General features: G+C 49.8%; 18 protein-coding genes. 6 read left to right on the forward strand and 12 right to left on the reverse strand.

Going from position 1 to position 16,423, the window contains the following annotated elements; all coding sequences use genetic code 11:
• The first annotated feature begins 1 nt into the window (after position 1).
• Positions 2 to 475: an energy transducer TonB gene (locus BOC67_RS06355; protein WP_291908432.1), complete on the forward strand. Its 474-nt coding sequence runs from the start codon at positions 2 to 4 to the stop codon at positions 473 to 475.
• On the opposite strand, the gene BOC67_RS06360 is transcribed toward BOC67_RS06355, so the two are convergent.
• The 3 genes from BOC67_RS06360 to BOC67_RS06370 are packed head-to-tail and all read right to left on the reverse strand — an operon-like array spanning position 472 to position 1,527.
• Positions 472 to 828 carry a hypothetical protein gene (locus BOC67_RS06360; protein WP_291908433.1) on the reverse strand — a complete coding sequence of 119 codons (357 nt, stop codon included), beginning with the start codon at positions 826 to 828 and terminating at the stop codon, positions 472 to 474. The genes BOC67_RS06355 and BOC67_RS06360 overlap by 4 nt on opposite strands.
• A 15-nt stretch (positions 829 to 843) precedes the next feature.
• Positions 844 to 1,308, reverse strand: coding sequence for a hypothetical protein (locus BOC67_RS06365; protein ID WP_291908434.1), 465 nt, complete (start codon positions 1,306 to 1,308; stop codon positions 844 to 846).
• A gap of 24 nt (positions 1,309 to 1,332) precedes the next feature.
• Positions 1,333 to 1,527 (reverse strand): YtxH domain-containing protein, encoded by a 195-nt coding sequence (locus BOC67_RS06370; protein WP_073082676.1) that lies wholly within the window; start codon positions 1,525 to 1,527, stop codon positions 1,333 to 1,335.
• 175 nt (positions 1,528 to 1,702) lie between these two features.
• Between BOC67_RS06370 and BOC67_RS06375 the strand changes: the two genes are divergently transcribed.
• A complete protein-coding gene (locus BOC67_RS06375; RefSeq protein WP_291908435.1) occupies positions 1,703 to 2,779 on the forward strand; it encodes an AI-2E family transporter in 1,077 nt (358 codons plus the stop codon).
• An 8-nt stretch (positions 2,780 to 2,787) separates the two neighbouring features.
• Here the strand turns inward: BOC67_RS06375 and nadD are convergent, their stop codons facing one another.
• The 5 genes from nadD to paaA all read right to left on the reverse strand — a co-directional run bounded on the left by nadD (position 2,788) and on the right by paaA (position 6,085).
• Entirely contained in the window at positions 2,788 to 3,357 is a 570-nt protein-coding gene (nadD, locus tag BOC67_RS06380; RefSeq protein ID WP_291908436.1) for a nicotinate (nicotinamide) nucleotide adenylyltransferase, read from the reverse strand.
• Between the two features lie 71 nt (positions 3,358 to 3,428).
• On the reverse strand, positions 3,429 to 3,920 hold the full coding sequence (paaD, locus tag BOC67_RS06385) for a 1,2-phenylacetyl-CoA epoxidase subunit PaaD (protein WP_291908437.1): 492 nt from the start codon (positions 3,918 to 3,920) through the stop codon (positions 3,429 to 3,431).
• A gap of 3 nt (positions 3,921 to 3,923) precedes the next feature.
• Positions 3,924 to 4,685, reverse strand: coding sequence for a 1,2-phenylacetyl-CoA epoxidase subunit PaaC (paaC, locus tag BOC67_RS06390; protein WP_291908438.1), 762 nt, complete (start codon positions 4,683 to 4,685; stop codon positions 3,924 to 3,926).
• A complete protein-coding gene (locus tag BOC67_RS06395; protein WP_291908439.1) occupies positions 4,675 to 5,055 on the reverse strand; it encodes a hypothetical protein in 381 nt (126 codons plus the stop codon). Before BOC67_RS06395 ends, paaC begins: the two co-directional genes overlap by 11 nt.
• A 31-nt stretch (positions 5,056 to 5,086) precedes the next feature.
• Positions 5,087 to 6,085: a 1,2-phenylacetyl-CoA epoxidase subunit PaaA gene (gene paaA, locus BOC67_RS06400; protein ID WP_291908440.1), complete on the reverse strand. Its 999-nt coding sequence runs from the start codon at positions 6,083 to 6,085 to the stop codon at positions 5,087 to 5,089.
• A gap of 107 nt (positions 6,086 to 6,192) precedes the next feature.
• On the opposite strand from paaA, the gene BOC67_RS06405 reads away from it, so the two are divergent.
• Positions 6,193 to 6,849, forward strand: coding sequence for a hypothetical protein (locus tag BOC67_RS06405; protein ID WP_291908441.1), 657 nt, complete (start codon positions 6,193 to 6,195; stop codon positions 6,847 to 6,849).
• An 80-nt stretch (positions 6,850 to 6,929) separates the two neighbouring features.
• Complete coding sequence (locus BOC67_RS06410; RefSeq protein ID WP_291908442.1) at positions 6,930 to 8,378, forward strand: S41 family peptidase; 1,449 nt, start codon at positions 6,930 to 6,932, stop codon at positions 8,376 to 8,378.
• Positions 8,379 to 8,460: 82 nt separating this feature from the next.
• Here BOC67_RS06410 and BOC67_RS06415 read toward each other — a convergent pair whose 3' ends face one another.
• The 4 genes from BOC67_RS06415 to BOC67_RS06430 all read right to left on the reverse strand — a co-directional run bounded on the left by BOC67_RS06415 (position 8,461) and on the right by BOC67_RS06430 (position 13,798).
• The gene (locus BOC67_RS06415) at positions 8,461 to 9,342 is read right to left on the reverse strand and encodes a M20/M25/M40 family metallo-hydrolase (RefSeq protein ID WP_291908443.1); all 882 of its coding nucleotides are present in this window, start codon (positions 9,340 to 9,342) and stop codon (positions 8,461 to 8,463) included.
• 43 nt (positions 9,343 to 9,385) lie between these two features.
• A complete protein-coding gene (gene feoB, locus BOC67_RS06420; RefSeq protein WP_291908444.1) occupies positions 9,386 to 11,518 on the reverse strand; it encodes a ferrous iron transport protein B in 2,133 nt (710 codons plus the stop codon).
• A 212-nt stretch (positions 11,519 to 11,730) separates the two neighbouring features.
• A complete protein-coding gene (locus BOC67_RS06425; protein ID WP_291908445.1) occupies positions 11,731 to 13,425 on the reverse strand; it encodes a PspC domain-containing protein in 1,695 nt (564 codons plus the stop codon).
• 34 nt (positions 13,426 to 13,459) lie between these two features.
• The gene (locus tag BOC67_RS06430; protein WP_291908446.1) at positions 13,460 to 13,798 is read right to left on the reverse strand and encodes a PadR family transcriptional regulator; all 339 of its coding nucleotides are present in this window, start codon (positions 13,796 to 13,798) and stop codon (positions 13,460 to 13,462) included.
• Positions 13,799 to 14,190: 392 nt separating this feature from the next.
• Between BOC67_RS06430 and BOC67_RS06435 the strand changes: the two genes are divergently transcribed.
• Together BOC67_RS06435 and BOC67_RS06440 are read left to right on the forward strand one after the other, a co-directional pair.
• A complete protein-coding gene (locus BOC67_RS06435; protein ID WP_291908447.1) occupies positions 14,191 to 14,484 on the forward strand; it encodes a hypothetical protein in 294 nt (97 codons plus the stop codon).
• 258 nt (positions 14,485 to 14,742) lie between these two features.
• The gene (locus tag BOC67_RS06440; RefSeq protein ID WP_291908448.1) at positions 14,743 to 16,377 is read left to right on the forward strand and encodes a SulP family inorganic anion transporter; all 1,635 of its coding nucleotides are present in this window, start codon (positions 14,743 to 14,745) and stop codon (positions 16,375 to 16,377) included.
• The last annotated feature ends 46 nt before the right edge of the window (positions 16,378 to 16,423 follow it).

Genomic DNA, 16,423 nt, shown 5'->3' on the forward strand with positions numbered 1-16,423 from the left:
TATGCGTTTGCTGATAATTCCTATACTATCTGTTTTTATGGCAGCGGCGGTATATGCTTACCCCGTATCCGCACAGGTAAAGCTATTACCCAGGACCGGCGCAGCCATTCATACCTACTTGCTGAAGCATATCAGGTATCCGCGGCCGTTGCAGGAGGCGCAGGTCCCCGGCACCGTACATGCCAGTTATACGATAAAGGAAGATGGAACTGTTACAGATATTGTCCTCGTTAGTGATGCATTTTCAGGACAATTTGAACCGGAGATATACAGGGTTTTAAGCGCCATGCGTTTCGAAGCGGGGCCGAGGGAGCATAAAAAGAAGGATTTCCTGTTCAGGATGGCGGATTATCTGACGCTGCCGGCAGATACTTTAAAAAACCCCGGCGGGCCTGTAGTTGTGCTAGGCTACAAGCCGATTACCTGTACCACCATGGTAGCTGATACTGTTCCCCGCAGCCTAAAGCCCCGTTAAAAATCTTCCTGCGGCGCATCTTTCTTCTTCCGCGATTGGGCAAACTTATTAAACAACTTAATCCCCATCTGTACCCCGAAAAATTCCAGGGCGGTGATGAGCGCGCCGGTTGCAAAATTTTTGAACTTCCCGCTTTCCCAGGCAAATTTGGCCACTTTTCCGGCAATACCCAGGACGTTGGAATGTTTCGCGCTGCCCGGAACAATGCTGTTGAGGGCCATTTTTTTAAAGTTGTCCCGAAAGAAGTCCACTCTTTCCAATAAAACATCTTCCAGGTCTACTGAGCGCTTCTTGAGCCGGGCAACCTCCAGCTCAAGTGCATCAAAACCAGTTATTTTCTTCTTTTTGGCCATGCTGATTAGTGCTTTTTATTGGTGCTCTACGGCTTCGTCATCGGGAACATAGCCTGGCCTTGCCGGATCCTCAGTGGCCGGCGCAGCGGGTGCAGGTTTGTCCTTGATGTGTACGTGATCGTCACGATCGTCGATCTCGTCGATCAGTACATTGATCAGCAGCTTTGATAAAGGCCGTTCAATCAGTTGTTTCCTAAATACGATGATGGCGATAAACAACAGGATGAACATTCCTGAAGCGCAGGTGAAGCCGATGGTAAAGCTGCCGGCTTTTTCACCTATCCAGAATGCTACGAGCATTCCCAGGAATACAATCACAAAAAAGAACAGCAGAAAAGCCATCAAAACCGAGAAGAATAATCCCAAAGCCTTTGATAGCTTTCCCGCTGCCTGGAGCTTCAACAGGTCCAGCCTCGTTTCGAGGTAATCTTTGGCGACTCTGCCTGTTTGTTTAAAATAATCGCTGAAATTTTCTTCCATGCAGTATTATTTAATCAATTGGAATTAAGCCAGCTCATTTTCGAGGGCATCTTCAAATTGATCTTTTTTCTTTTTCCATTTATCTTTCAGCTTGTCTGCCTGGTATCTCAGTTTGCCTACAAGTTCATCTTTTTTATCTGAATTGAGGAAATACCCAACTGCAACACCCACTGCAGCGCCAACGATGAAAGAAACCACGGCTTTTGAACTATTATTCATAACAAAAGTTTTTAAAAGATGAGATAATTTAAAAATCTATGTTTTCGTATGTGATGCTTCACAAACATTATTCCAAGAACAAGTAGGTATCAATTTTGTTTGATATTTAACAGAGAGTTGTCCCAGTGATACCCCGGTTATTTGCAGGTCAAGACTTTTATAACGAACTTAAACTATGAGCTATCTCGACAATGGACGCCTTAAGCAAATAGGCTTTTTACTCCTTATTCTGTTCCTGGCTATACTGCTGTTTACCAAGCTTTATACCTATTTCCCCGGATTCCTTGGCGCCGTTACTTTTTATGTATTATGCCGCAAATGGATGATCCGGCTCACCGAAGAGCGTAAGTGGAATAAAGGCCTCGCCGCCGCCCTGCTGATGCTGCTTACCTTCCTGATCATCCTGCTCCCCGTGGGCGCCCTGATCAATATGCTCAGCGCAAAAATCTCCTACGCCATCAACAATTCGGCGGAATTGATCAACCAGGCCAAAGCATTGAACAACAAGCTTTCCCATGAAATTGGCTTTACCATCATCACGGATGCAAGGCTGCAAAAGTTTTCAGAAACAGCCACTTCTTTTTTACCGGGCTTCCTGGGCGCCACGTTCAATACGCTGACAACCATCGCCATTCTGTACTTTATCCTGTACTTTATGCTCGTGAACCTGCGGAGTATGGAGCTGGCCATCTACGAATATATTCCCCTGCAGGATGAAAATGTGGAGCTACTGGGTAGGGAATTCAACAAGTTGGTAATAGCCAATGCGGTGGGTATTCCTTTGATTGCCCTGATACAGGGGGTAGTATCCCTGGTGGGCTACCTGATATTTGGCGTGCCGCAGCCTTTCTTCTGGTTTATCGTCACCTGCTTCACCGCCATGCTGCCGGTTATCGGCGCCGCTGCGGTATATGTGCCGCTCGGCATATACCTGATGGCTGCCGGCAATACATTCCAGGGGCTGGCAGTGCTGATTTACGGTTTTGCCATCGTGGGTACTTCCGATAATATTTCCAGGTTCCTGCTGGCCAAGCGCATTGCGGACGTACACCCGCTCATTACCATCTTCGGCGTACTGATAGGCGTGAACCTCTTTGGATTTATAGGCCTGATATTCGGCCCCCTGCTGATCTCCATGTTTATTCTGCTGCTGAAGATCTATTCCAATGAATACCTGGTTAAGAAAAGGTCCGCTCCTGCCGGCAGCCACAAGAAGCTGTCCGTGCGCAATAAACCGGATGACGGCAAATAGGCGGCAGCTTAGCGGTAGTAATTATTTTCGGAAATGTAGTTGATCACGTTATCAGGCACCATGTACCGGACGGATTTTCCTTCCTTAATCCATTTTCGTATATCCGTAGCTGATATATCCAGCATGGGCGCATCCAGGACTTCCAGGCGCGCGCCGTGCGTTTCTGTGATTTCGTGCCCCGGGCGGCGATAAACGTAGATTGGATAGTTCCTTACAATATGCGTGTAATTCTTCCAGCGGGGGAGGTTTTGGAAACTATCGCTTCCCATGATGATGCAAAACTCCTGGGTAGGAAACTTCTCACCCAGGTAGGCCAGGGTGTCGACTGTAAAAGAAGGACGAGGCAGGGAAAATTCAATATTGCTTGCTCTGAGCCTGGGTTCATCCTTAATGGCCAGCTCCACGAGGTGAAACCTGTCATGCTCATTAAGCAGGGTTGAGGAGGGCTTCAGCGGGTTTTGAGGGGAAACCACCAGCCACACCTTATCCAGATCAGTATTGTACGCAACGTAATTGGCAATGATCAAATGCCCCGTGTGTATAGGATTAAAAGACCCAAAATACAAGCCTATCTTCATGTTTCATCTATAAATTTGCCAATGGCATATCAACTAATGCATGTAAAAATAGGCATTTCCGTTAATCCTGCTTATTCCAGCGGCTTAAACTGTTCAAATATCTGTCCGCACGATTTACAAAAATGTATAGCCCGGCAAAGCGTGGACCCAAAAGGGGCCCGCAGATAGGTATCCGTACTGCCGCAATGCGGGCAGGGTACTTCCACGAACAGCTCCTCGCTCACCTCCCCTGCCAGCCGCTTCGGCGGCGCAATTCCAAACTGCTCCAGCTTTATCTTCGCCGCTTCGGAGATGCGGTTGCTGTTCCAGGCAATGTGTTTGTCCACTATAACGGTAACGGGTATATGCAGATCCTCTTCCAGCCGTTGCCGGATGTTGCGCTGCAAATAGGTAACGGCGGGGCAGGCTGCAAATGTTGGAATCATATGCACCTCGGCCCCGCCGGCAGTCAATACCACATCGGTGATCATGCCCAGCTCCACCACGCTTAGTACGGGTATTTCCGGGTCCATCACCTGTTGCAGTGAATTATAAATATTTTCTATGGTAATTTCCTGTGTCATAAATTACCAATTAGCGGCAGTATCCAGGTTGAACACCTCTCCCATCTCCTTCAATAACGGCCCCAGGTAAGGCGTATGCTGCCCTGTACGGCCGCCATAGGCAGGCGCAATGGCATTCAGGTCCGGCAGGTTCAGCGAGGCTTTTACCAGCACAGGATAAATCCGGTCCAGCCAGCGGTTATAGAGTTCCTTTTCCCCCGGGTACACCTTTTCGTCGATCAGCGCCTGTTCATAATCCCTGGCCGGCTCAAAGATGCCGGCGGCAAGGGCCATGATTTCATTGAGTGCGGTTTGCATACGGTCATAGCTTTCTTCGCCCGCTTTGCTTAACTGCAGTATCCAGGCATTTGCATGCAATGTGTGGTACTTCAGCTCCCCCTTTACTTTTTTGCTCAGCTGCTGCAAGGGCTCAAAGCTGCTCTCCTGCAGGCTTTCGTAACGTACGGCCTCCGCCTGGTCGAAGAGGAAATGCCGCATCAGGCTGAAGTCGTACCCGGAATTCGGATACTCCACCAGGTGGCAGCATTTGAATGCAGCTTCGGGCCGGCAAAAAGCGTTTAAATCGGCCGGCCTGCCTTCCGGCAGCTCTTCCAATATCCGGAATAAAGCCCACGAGTGGCCGATCTTATCCTGTGCCATACTCGAAAAGGCAATATCTTCTTCCATAACAGGCCCCAAACCTGTCCACTCCGAATTCCGGTGCCCCAGGATCAGTTCATCATCGGCCATCTTAGTGAGCAGGTCTGTAATTGCTTTATTTAACATCAGTAGTTCCTTTGGATGATTGTTTGAATTTGTTGATCTTTTCCATCACCTTGAAGCCGCTGGCATCTCGGTAGGTTTTTTCCAGGTTGTTGGCAAACATATCCTCGTCTTCCACATCAAAAGCCAGTATATCTGCGCTTTTCACTACCCAGAGGTTTACGCATTTTTTTCTGCGGGCAAATTGTTCCTTGGCAAAGATGAGCGCCAGCTGCGGGTCAGGAGCGTGTACGCAACCTACGTGTTCATGGTGCGCGCCTCTCTTTTCCTGGTGAAATACTTCGTACACATTCCAGTTCTCCCCTTCTTCCACCTTTATTACGGCATTGGGATCGCCTAGTTTTAATCTGTTTACACGTGGATCTAAAGACATGATTGGTTTCAAAAATTTGGAGCTTAAATAATCAGGCAACCGGCAAACTGTGTTTTTCCGCCGGTTTCATCAGGGCTTTGCGTACCCAGCGGCCATGCTCTTCCGCCCATTTGCGTACCTGCAGGCGTTCTTCATTGCAAGGGCCGCCGCCGTTGATCACCCTGAAAAATTCATCCCAGTCGGGATCGGAATATTCCCAGCGGCCGGTTTCCGGGTTTTTACGCAGCAAAGGGTCCGGCAGCGTTAATCCCAACTCCCATATCTTAGGTACATACATATCCAGGAACTGGTTGCGCATATCGTCGTTGCTGGCCATTTTCACCTTCCATTGCATCAGCTTTTCGCTGTGCAGGGATGCTTTATCCGGCGGCCCAAAGAAGTGCATGATCGGCTTCCACCAGCGGTTCAGCGCATCCTGCAGCATTTCCTTTTGGGCAGGCGTGCCGGTCGCCAGTTCAATAAACGCATCGTGCCCCTGTTTGAGGTGAAAACTTTCTTCGTAGCAGATGCGTTCCAGGGCGCGGCAGTAAGGCCCGTAAGACCCTTTGGAATTAGCCACCTGGTTTACGATAGCGGCCGCATCGATGAGGAATCCTATCACGGTAACGTCCGCCCAGGTTTTGGCCGGGTAGTTAAATACGTTGGAGTATTTGGACTTCCCGCTCAGCAGGTCGTTAATCATGGCTTCCCTGGTTTTGCCGAGCGTTTCCGCCGCATTATACAGCAGCTGGCCATGGCCGATTTCATCCTGCACCTTGGCAATCAGGGCCAGTTTGCGCTTGAACCCGGGGGCACGGGTAATCCAGGTGCCTTCGGGCAAAGCGCCAATGATCTCAGAATGAGCATGTTGTTCGATTAAACGGATGAGCTGCCTCCTGTATTCCGCCGGCATCCAGTCGCCGGGTTCTATCTTTTCCCCCCTGGCAATACGTTCTTCAAATGCAGCCAGCTTCTCCGGCTCATCATGGAGCATTTCTTCCCTCACCTGCCGGTTATTGGGTTCTTCAAAAATGTATCCTCCGCCGTACATGTGCGATTGTTTTGGTTGATTCGTAAATTACGGAAAAAAGCCCGTTTTCAGCGGCAAGGGATTGTTAAAAGCGCTAATTTTAAAGGGCGGTAAAATCCATGGTTTCTGTGCCTGCCATATTGTTTTTTTTGTTGCTGTTGCCCGCCGCTAACGGGCATCGTGGCAAACAGCTGACGCCCGCCGGCCATACGGTCGTATCCCTGGATTTCCACTTCCAGGAACAGCCATCCACCCCGGATTCGGACACCATCTATTATGCGCCTTACCGGAAGCTTTCCTGGAACGATTTTACAGGCCGCCCGCCCCTTTCAGGGCCCAGCGGAGCCGTTTCCTACACCAGCTTTTCCTACGAAGGGAGCAGCCGCGTGTACAAGGATACCCTCCACATCTCCCTGCTGCTGCAGGTCTTTTTTGTAAAAAGCGCCAGCTGGGTCAAACCGGGTAATAACACCACCTATGGCCTGGCCCATGAACAGCTGCATTTTGACATCACCCGCCTCGTGGTGGAGCGGTTTAAGCAGCGATTAAAACAAACGGCGCTGAACCGGGACGACTATGATAGTGTTATACAATTTCAATACCTTGAGGCTTTCCGGGAAATGAACCGGCTTCAGTATGCCTTTGACCGCGATACCCATAGTGGCATGAACGCAGCTGCGCAGGCCTCCTGGCGCGAAAAGGTGACGATAGCACTGAAAAATAACGGCACGCTCCCGGAAGAACTGGGCAACGACATAAACTCATTCCCGTCAGGACCGCGTTAAACCTTGGCATATAATTATCGTTTAAGCTTTAGCGTTATCTATATACGGAATACACCTTTCACATGCTTTAAACTTTACTTATGCAACCAAATCTTTTGTGGCGCCTGCTGACCGGCGCTACCCTGATAAGCCTCCTGCTCGCCGCCTGCAGCAAGGACATGGCCAGGAACCCCGGCAACAACCCCAACCCGGGGTCCAAAGCGATATCTACCAACGATAGTATATTCAATATTTTCAAGGATATTTATTTGTGGACAGATGCCGTACCTGACTCGGCTACCTTTAAACCGGATAGCTACAGCAGTCCATACACGATGTTCGACTCGCTGATCGGCTTCAAAAAGAACAGCCGGAACGCCAACCTGGATAAATACAGCTTCCTGGACGACGGTTCTACCGCTGATGTGCTGGCAGGCCATGCAGGCGACCTGGGCTTCCAGATCGGCTGGCAAACCCGCACCGAGCTGCACGTGGTGTACGTATATCCCGGCTCCCCTGCCGATAAAGCAGGCATCAAGCGGGGCTGGCAGATGTCTGCCGTGAACGGCACCACCTCCTTCACCTACGGCAACCAGGCCACGGAAGATGCGCTTAACAAAGCGTTCAGCAGCCAGTCCGCCAACTTCGTATTTACCAAGCCGGATGGCAACACCCTCACCACTACCATTACCGCAGCCCAATACACGCTCAATCCTATCCTCTACAGCAAGGTATATGACCTCGGAGGCAGCAAGATCGGGTATATCGTGTTCAACTCCTTCGTGGCGCCGGATGTGGTTAAGACGCAGTTTGAATCCATTTTCAGCGATTTCAAAACGGCCGGCGTAACCAAAGTAATTATTGACCTCCGTTACAATGGCGGCGGGTACGTAAGCACGGCGGAATACCTCGCCAATAAGCTGGCGCCGGCCAGCGTGGGCAACCAGCTGATGTATTCCACCGTCTTCAACTCCCGGGTCACCAATAAGAATTTCAACTGGTTCTTTAAAGCCATGAAGGCCGTTCCGGATTATCCGAACCAGCTCTGGTCCGATATCTTCTACTCCGAAGCCACGACCTACGCTAAAACCAATTTTGGCGCAACCGGCGGCCTCGCGCTCACTAACCTGAGCTTTATCATGACCGGTAATACTGCCTCCGCCAGCGAGCTGCTCTTCAATGTGCTGAAGCCTTCCCTGAAACCCCGTATGGTAGGAAGCACTTCTTACGGTAAGCCGGTAGGGTTCATTGCCGTTACTGTGGGGGCTATTGATATGTACTGCATTAACATGCAATCCATCAACTCCGCCAACCAGGGCGATTATTTTGACGGTTTTACGCCGGATGTGCAGGCAGGCGATGATTATGCCAACGATTGGGGAAGCTTCCAGGATCCGATGCTGCGGGCGGCCCTTACGGATATGGGCGTACCAGCCAGCGCCCTGGGCAGGATAGCTGCGCCGGAGTCCAACCGGCTGGGGACAATTTCCAGGTTCTACAACAAAGCGAACCAGTTTAAAGGGATGATTTTCCCGAAAGTGAAAGAGTAAAGCACCGGCAAATAGCGCCGTTAGAATAAATATTTAGGGGGAGATGTAAAGCCTGCGGCTCCAGCATCTCCCCCTAAAAAAATTAATTAAACTCCCTGATTACGCCAAGGATCATATTCACAGCCCTGTAATAAAAGGAATGATTGATAGTCCGGTATTCATCGGAAGGCTTGTGATAATCCTCATGATCCTCCACGCCGAAGTAGATAAACGGGATCCTGGCCTGGTAAAACGCACCCTGGTCGCTCTGATTGATCCAATTATCCGAACCCGTTCCGGTATCATGCCCGATGAGCAGTTTAATGCTGCTGCGCGCCGCCACTTTTTCCACCACCGGCTTCAGCTCCGGGAATACGCCGGGGCCGCAGGCATATAATTCATCTTTATTGTTGTGCGCAATCATATCCATGTTGATATTCAGCACTATATCTTCCAGGGGTACAGGAGGCCGCGCTACAAAGGCCCTGGCGCCCTGCAAGCCCATTTCCTCCCCGTCTGTAGCGAGGAAGAGGAGTGTATGCTTTGGCGGGTGCTGCTTAAAGTAACCGGCAATAGCCAATAATCCGCCAATCCCGGAAGCGTTATCATCTGCCCCGTTATAAATACTATCCTGTTGCTGATTGGGCCTGCCGATACCCACATGATCGTAATGGGCGGAAATGACAATCACTTTATTATCGCTGCCGGGAATATAGCCGTAGAGGTTAGTGCCCATAATATTTGTTTCGCCCCGTTTGAAATAGAAAGGGTATTCGTAGGTGTTATGATAGGGTTGTAATCCCGCTTCCTCAAACCGTTTGAGCAGGTAGAACTGTGCCTGGCGGTTGCCCCGGGTACCGGTTTTACGGCCTTCGTATTTATCGGCGGCGAGGGTACTGATGTCTTTCATCAGTTGTACGGAATCCGTCTGCGCCAGTGCGGGCGCTGCCAACAGGATACCGGCGCAGCATAAGAGCCATTTCATAGTACATCACATTTCCTGCAATGTACCTAATTATCGGGCAGCCTTATTTAAAAATCTGATAAACGATGAAACTGCAGATATAGGCCAGCGTGGTCATGTACACGAGCTGGAACAAAGGAATCTTCCAGGATTTGGTTTCTCTTTTTACGATGGCAAGGGTGCTCATGCACTGCATGGCAAAGGCATAAAAGATCATGAGCGACAAGCCGGTAGCCAGCGTGTACACCTTGGTGCCATCCGGGCGTTTGGCTGCGGCCATTTTCTCGCGGAGGGTGGCATTATTGTCTTCCTCATTTTCGCCTACGCTGTACAGCGTAGCCATAGTGCCCACAAACACTTCCCTGGCGGCAAAAGAGGTAATCAGGGAGATGCCCATCTTCCAGTCGAAGCCCAGCGGCGCAATGGCCGGCTCAATGGCATGACCGAGGATCCCGGCATAGGAGTTGGCCAGCTTTTCGGAAGAATAGAGGTGATTCAGGCTGTCGGCCGCAGGCGTGTCCGGCTGTACAGCCGCTATTTGCGGTTCGTATTTCTGGTGGATAGGCTGCATGCGCTTCGCAGGGCCGTAAGAAGCCAGGAACCAGAGGATCACGGAAATCACGACGATGATCTTACCGGCGTCCGTCACGAAGATTTTGGATTTTTCCAGCATGGTAATGCCCACGTTCTTCCATCGTGGCGCACGGTACACCGGCAGCTCCATGATGAAGTAGCTTTTTTCCTTAATGCGGACAAACAGCTTCATCAACGCGGCAATGAAAATAGCCATGAAGAAGCCAAGCAGGTATAAGCCCATCATGGCAAGGCCCTGCAGGCTGAGAAATCCCAGGAAGCGTTTATCCGGAATTACCAGCGCTATCATCATGGTGTAAATAGGCAGCCTGGCGGAGCAGCTCATGAGCGGCGTAACCAGTATGGTGATCAGGCGTTCTTTCTTGTTTTCGATGGTACGGGTGGCCATGATGGCGGGTACGGCGCAGGCGACCCCGCTGATCAGCGGCATAACGGACTTACCGTTGAGGCCAACCTGGCGCATCAGCCTGTCCGTAAGGAAGCTGATACGGGCCATATAGCCGGTATCTTCCAGGATGGTGATCAGGCCAAAGAGGATGGCAATCTGCGGTACGAATACGGCAAACCCGCCGATACCGGCCAAAATACCGTTGATGAGTACATCGCTCAGTTTATTTTCCGGTAAGGTGGAGGATAACCATCCGCCGAGGTTGCCGAAGAGGGTTTCGATCCAGTCCTGCGGGTAGCTGGCCAGCCAGAAGATGCTCTGGAAAAGCAGGAACATCACCACCAGCAGGATGACATAGCCCCAGAAACGGTGCAGCAGGAGGTCGTCAATTTTTTCGGAACGGAGCTGTTTCTGCAGCGGATCCGCTTCCACCACGGTCGATTTCATGATCTGCTTGATACGGGCGTACCGTTGCATGATCTCTTCGGCCTGTACTTTCGTTTTATTGAAGTGGTGTTGCTGAACGGCCGTTTTGATGGCCTGTTTCTGGCCGGCGTTCAGGAAGCTCAGCTCGTCGCTGTTGACAGCCACCTGGAGCGCGGCGTAATCGCTTCTGCAAAGGGTGTATTTCTTTACATCTTCGATGGTTTCTTTTGCCAGCGCGTTGTTATTGATGAAATCGCGGGCCGGAGCGGCGTAGTTTCCTTTGGCCGTCTGGTCTATGATCTTCTTTAGTTCGCTGAGGCCTTTATTCTTCCTGGGGTTGATGGCCACCACCGGCACGCCCAGTTCCCGCTCAATGCCATCCAGATCGATTTCCACGCCTTTTTTGCGGGCAATATCCATCATGGTAAGGGCAATGATCACCGGCATTTTCAGGTCTATGATCTGGGAGCAGAAGAGGAGGTTACGTTTCAGGTTGGAGGCATCGGCTACGATGATGACCATATCCGGCGCTTCGGAGGCGTTGACGTTGATCAGCACATCGTAGGTAACGTATTCATCGGCACTTTTAGGATACAGGGAGTAGGTTCCAGGCAGGTCAATGACGTTGGCCGTGAGTCCGGATGCGATATTTGCCACACCGGTCTTTTTGTCGACAGTAACGCCCGGAAAGTTGCTAACCTTCTGGTTCAGACCTGTGAGAGCATTAAAAAGGGAGCTTTTTCCACTATTCGGGTTTCCTACCAGCGCAATGTTTAATGAATCCTGCATTCCGTTCCTATCCTGTTGTTTAATAATATGAATGTTGCCGAATGCGCAAAGTTAAACATTAAAAAGCAGGGGTAATGATCCAATCGGGAAAAAAGCGATAAGCGGTAAACAAAAAGCCATGCTGTACTAATGTGACAGCATGGCCGATAGTTTAATTTATAACACTCTTACAATCAATTGAGTAAGATTACCTGATTGATTTGGCGAAGCCATTAAGCAGGCTCCGATTCGGAATTTGGGGCTGGCAAAGCAATGTTAAAACTGCTGTGATATTTATAGTTGGTTTCTAATGAATCTTTATTGGCAGGGAGGGGTTTATCCTTTTCCCTGATTTCACCGTCCGGGGCAACTTCCAGTGAGCTGCGGCCGTCTTCATCGTGCCATATGCGGTCCTGGAAGTAATCGTCGTCGTACTTGCTGTGCGACCTGAAGGAGAAGACGCGGTACACTTCGTTGTCCACATCCAGGCTTTTGCCTTTAGGTACTTTGATCACAACAATTACCCGTTGTACGCGGTAGCGGGAGCCCTCCCGGAGGCCAAAGCCCCGTGGGATGTAGAGGATGGAATCCTGCTGGGACAACTGGAAGGCGATGCTTTCCGCATTGATCCTGGCTTCAGCGGTGGTGCGGCCTTTGGCGTAGCGGATCACTTCCACCTGGAAGCTGTCCGTATTACTTTTTTCCAGGCGGATGCGGATGTCGTTGATCACCGTGGTATCGCCCGTGATGCGTACATCTTCGTCGAAGATGCCGAATTCTACGTCTTCATCCTCATGGTAGATATAATCCTTGTCTGCCACTTTTACGAGGAGCTTTCCGCTTTTTGGCTGGGCTACGTTAAAGACTTCCGTAGTCATGGTGCTTCTGCGCAACGCTTTTACGAAGGAAGAGGCCAGGCCGGCTGCGGTTACCAATCCTATGATCCAGAGGAATGCGAGGGTGGGCGCTATGAAGCGGGCGGACTGCCGGGCGCCGGTAGCCTTGCGCACCAGGAAGATCACCAGGGCCAGTACCGGGATACCGAGGAGCAACCCTGCGCTACCCCAGAACATCACCACCTGTGTCGTATTAGCGAAGACGAGGTGCTGCAAAGGAAGAATGGCCGCGGAAGAAACGATGAGGGCAATACCTGCTACAATCAGGCAGAACAGGATCACCACTGCAAAGAAGATAAAGAAGCTTTTGGTGATAGCTACGATTACCTTTCCCAAACCCCTGAAAAAGCTCAGGAAGAACCTTTCCACATCGTTACCTATTTGCCTTCCGCGGCCCTGAGAAAAATTTCTAATATCATTTCCCGCTTTGGCAAACTGGTTTTTTACGTTATGCATTTCTTCCTGCACGGTGGTACGGATATTATTAAGGTCTACCCGCTCCCCCCTCATTTCCAGCTTTTCGGCTGCGGTTTCCGCATAGGGAGCGGAAATCCACAGCACGATGTACACGATGGCGGCGGCGCCAAAGGAGCCCAGTACCAGGAGGGTGAAGATGATACGGAATACCACGGGGTCTATGTTGAAGTAAGCGCCGAGGCCACCGCATACACCGCTCACCACTTTATCTTCCGGATCGCGGTAGAAGCGCTTACGCGGACGGTCTTTGTAGTCAGCGCCGGTAAAGGCCTGCTGCTGGTCTTTAGGCGCTTCGTCATCAAACTGCTCCGGCGTACCCATGGAGAGCTTTACCGCTTCCACATCCGCGTCGGTGATGCAATGGGCGCCATTTTTCAATTTATCGTTGAACAGTTCGGCAATACGGGCTTCAATGTCCGTCACGATCTCGTCGCCACCTTCCTCTTTCGCAAAATAGCGCTTAAGGCTGTCCAGGTACTGGCGAAGTACCTCGTAGGCGCTATCCTCGATGGGAATCAGTCTGCCGGACAGGTTTATGTTAATAATCTTTTTCATTTTTTTTGGGTTTAGGTCTTAGGTAAAAGGTTGATTAAATGGTACTACTGTTTTGTGTCAGCTGGTGAACGGCGTTGGCCAGTTCGTTCCAGGTGCTTTCCAATTCCTTATAGAAGACTTCTCCTTTTTCGGTCATGGAAAAATATTTGCGGGGAGGCCCGGAGCTGCTCTCTACCCAGCGGTATGTAAGCAATTCCGCGTTTTTGAGTCTTGTCAGCAATGGATATAAGGTGCCTTCCAGTATATCCAGTTTAGCTTCTTTCATCTTTTCTATTATATCAGATGGATAAGCTTCTCCCTGCTTGATAATGGACAAGATGCAAAACTCCAGCACGCCCTTTCTCATCTGTGATTGTGTGTTGTCGATGTTCATGGCAAGTGAGCTTTTATTTTGTTAATGGTGGTTAGTTGTAACAGCTATTTTCAACTTTACGATACAAACATACGACTTTTACACTACTATGCAATACACAATACCATAGAAAACAAAATAACTTGCTATAAATATTACCCACATAAAATGGATAAATCCTTACTGGTATTCGATTTACAGCCAAATATGCTATTTTATGTTAATCCGAAAAATTAGGATGAGCGGTAATATGATAGGGATGAAAATCTGTTAAAACGCTTTAACATTTTTTTAATTAGCGGGTGATATTATTTCTCAACTAGCTAATTTACATTTGTATCGGACGTAAACACATGTATTGACGACGCGATGGTTGCAAATTGTCATTAATTTCTTCCATTCAAGATTTCGAGATGAAAAGGGTTATAGGTATATTTCTGCTGGCACTGATGGTGTCTCAATTCCTCCCGATAAAGGAGGTGGGAAAAATACTGTTCAATAACCAGATTGTCGAAGAACATCCGGTTGAAGGTGGCGACCATTTAAAACTCGCCAAGGAACTCAAGTTCTGCCATCATGCGGATGACCTCTTACGAGGGAATCCGTTACTCGAATTAACGCTCAATCGCTTCCTGTCCAACGAGGATATTCCAAGTAGTCCTTCCCAGGAGATACACTGCCCCCCTCCGAACGGCATCTCTGCCTGATCTTAATACATAGTACAACATTACTGTACAAGCACGCTAACGTACAGTCCTAATCAATTAGTTTTTATTTAACGCTTATTTGTCGCTACGCGGACAACCTGTGTCCATACCTGTACGGCGTTACCGTACCTGTGTGCATACCCGGGCGTTGTGTCCGTTCCATGTAGCTCATTATTCCTGTAGGTACACTTCCACGGTTGCAGTACTGCGTGTGCTGCTATCCGGAAGCTCGATCCCTAAAGTGAAAAATCTAATGCCATGAACAAACAGACTTCCATCTTTTCGAATATAAAAGGCGACCTCTCCGCAGGTCTTGTGGTATTCCTTATTGCTGTACCGCTCTGCCTGGGTATAGCCCTGGCATCGGGCGCTCCCCTCTTTTCCGGTATGATTGCCGGTATCATCGGCGGTATCGTGATCGGCTTTTTCAGTGGTTCCAATCTTAGTGTGAGCGGACCAGCAGCCGGTTTGACTGCCGTAGTACTGGCGGCCATTACGAAACTGGGGGCTTTTGACATCTTCCTGTTAAGTGTGGTGATTGCCGGCGCCATACAGCTGGCCTTCGGCCTGCTGAAAGCCGGAACCGTGGCCAACTACTTCCCGTCCAACGTGATCACGGGTATGCTGACGGCCATCGGTATCATCATTATCATGAAACAGCTGCCGTATGCTTTTGGATACGATAAAAGCAGTGAAAGCACCTATGAATTCATAGATGCGGAAAACACACTGTTTGCTGCCTTAAACCATATCAGCCTTGGGGCTACCATTATAACCATCGTTTCAATTTTTATTATTCTGTATTGGAGCAAAGTACCCAAAGTCAGCGTCGTGCCGGCGCCACTGGTGGCCGTAATTGCAGGTATCCTGCTGAACATGGCCTTTTCCGGTAGCGCCGTGCTGGCATTGGGCGACAACCACCTGGTAAGATTGCCGGTACCGGAAAGTTTCAACGATTTTATCGCACAGTTTACTTTCCCGGATTTTTCCGCTATCACCAATAAGGAGGTATGGATCACCGCAGCAACTGTAGCAATTGTTGCATCCGTAGAAACCCTGCTGAACGTGGAAGCCACTGACAAGCTGGACCCGCTGAAACGCCACACCTCTCCTAACCGGGAGCTGAAAGCCCAGGGTATCGGGAACATTGTGAGCGGTTTGATTGGCGGCCTGCCCATTACTTCAGTAATTGTGCGCTCCAGCGCCAACATCAATGCCGGCGGCCGCACCAAGCTGTCCACCATGACGCACGGGGTATTACTGCTGGTATGTACCGCGCTGATTGCCCCTTTCCTGAATATGATCCCGCTGGCCACCCTCGCTGCAGTATTGCTGGTAACTGGTTATAAGCTCTGTAAGATTTCCATCTTCAGGGAAATGTTCAAAAACGGTAAATACCAATGGGTGCCTTTCGTGGTAACCGTAGTGGCTATCGTATTTACTGACCTGCTGATCGGTATTGCCCTGGGTATGGCCGTAAGCGTGCTGGCTATCCTGCGCGGAAACATGAAAAGCTCTTACTATTTCAGAAAAGAGAAATACCAGTCCGGCGACAGCATCAGGCTCGAACTGGCGCAGGAAGTATCCTTCCTCAACAAAGCCAGCATCCTGCTCACCCTGGACCACCTGCCTGCCAATACCACTGTGATCATCGACGCCAATAAGACGGCCTATATCGATTACGATGTATTGCAGACCATCAGGGAGTTCAAAGAGATCAAAGCGCCGCAGAAAAATATACATGTGGTACTGACAGGATTCAAGGAGGTGTACAAAATTCAGAACAGCCCTTCCCTGACCAGCGAACAACAGGCCCGCATTACTAACGGCCACGTACACACGATTGCGTCAGGTAATCATAACGACTTACTGAAGGAATTACAACTGAACTAAAGATGCATAATGATGATAGGAGAAAACACGGAAGCCATGCCCTTCA

Source organism: Chitinophaga sp. CB10, assembly GCA_001870995.2.
Classification (GTDB): Bacteria; Bacteroidota; Bacteroidia; order Chitinophagales; family Chitinophagaceae; genus Chitinophaga.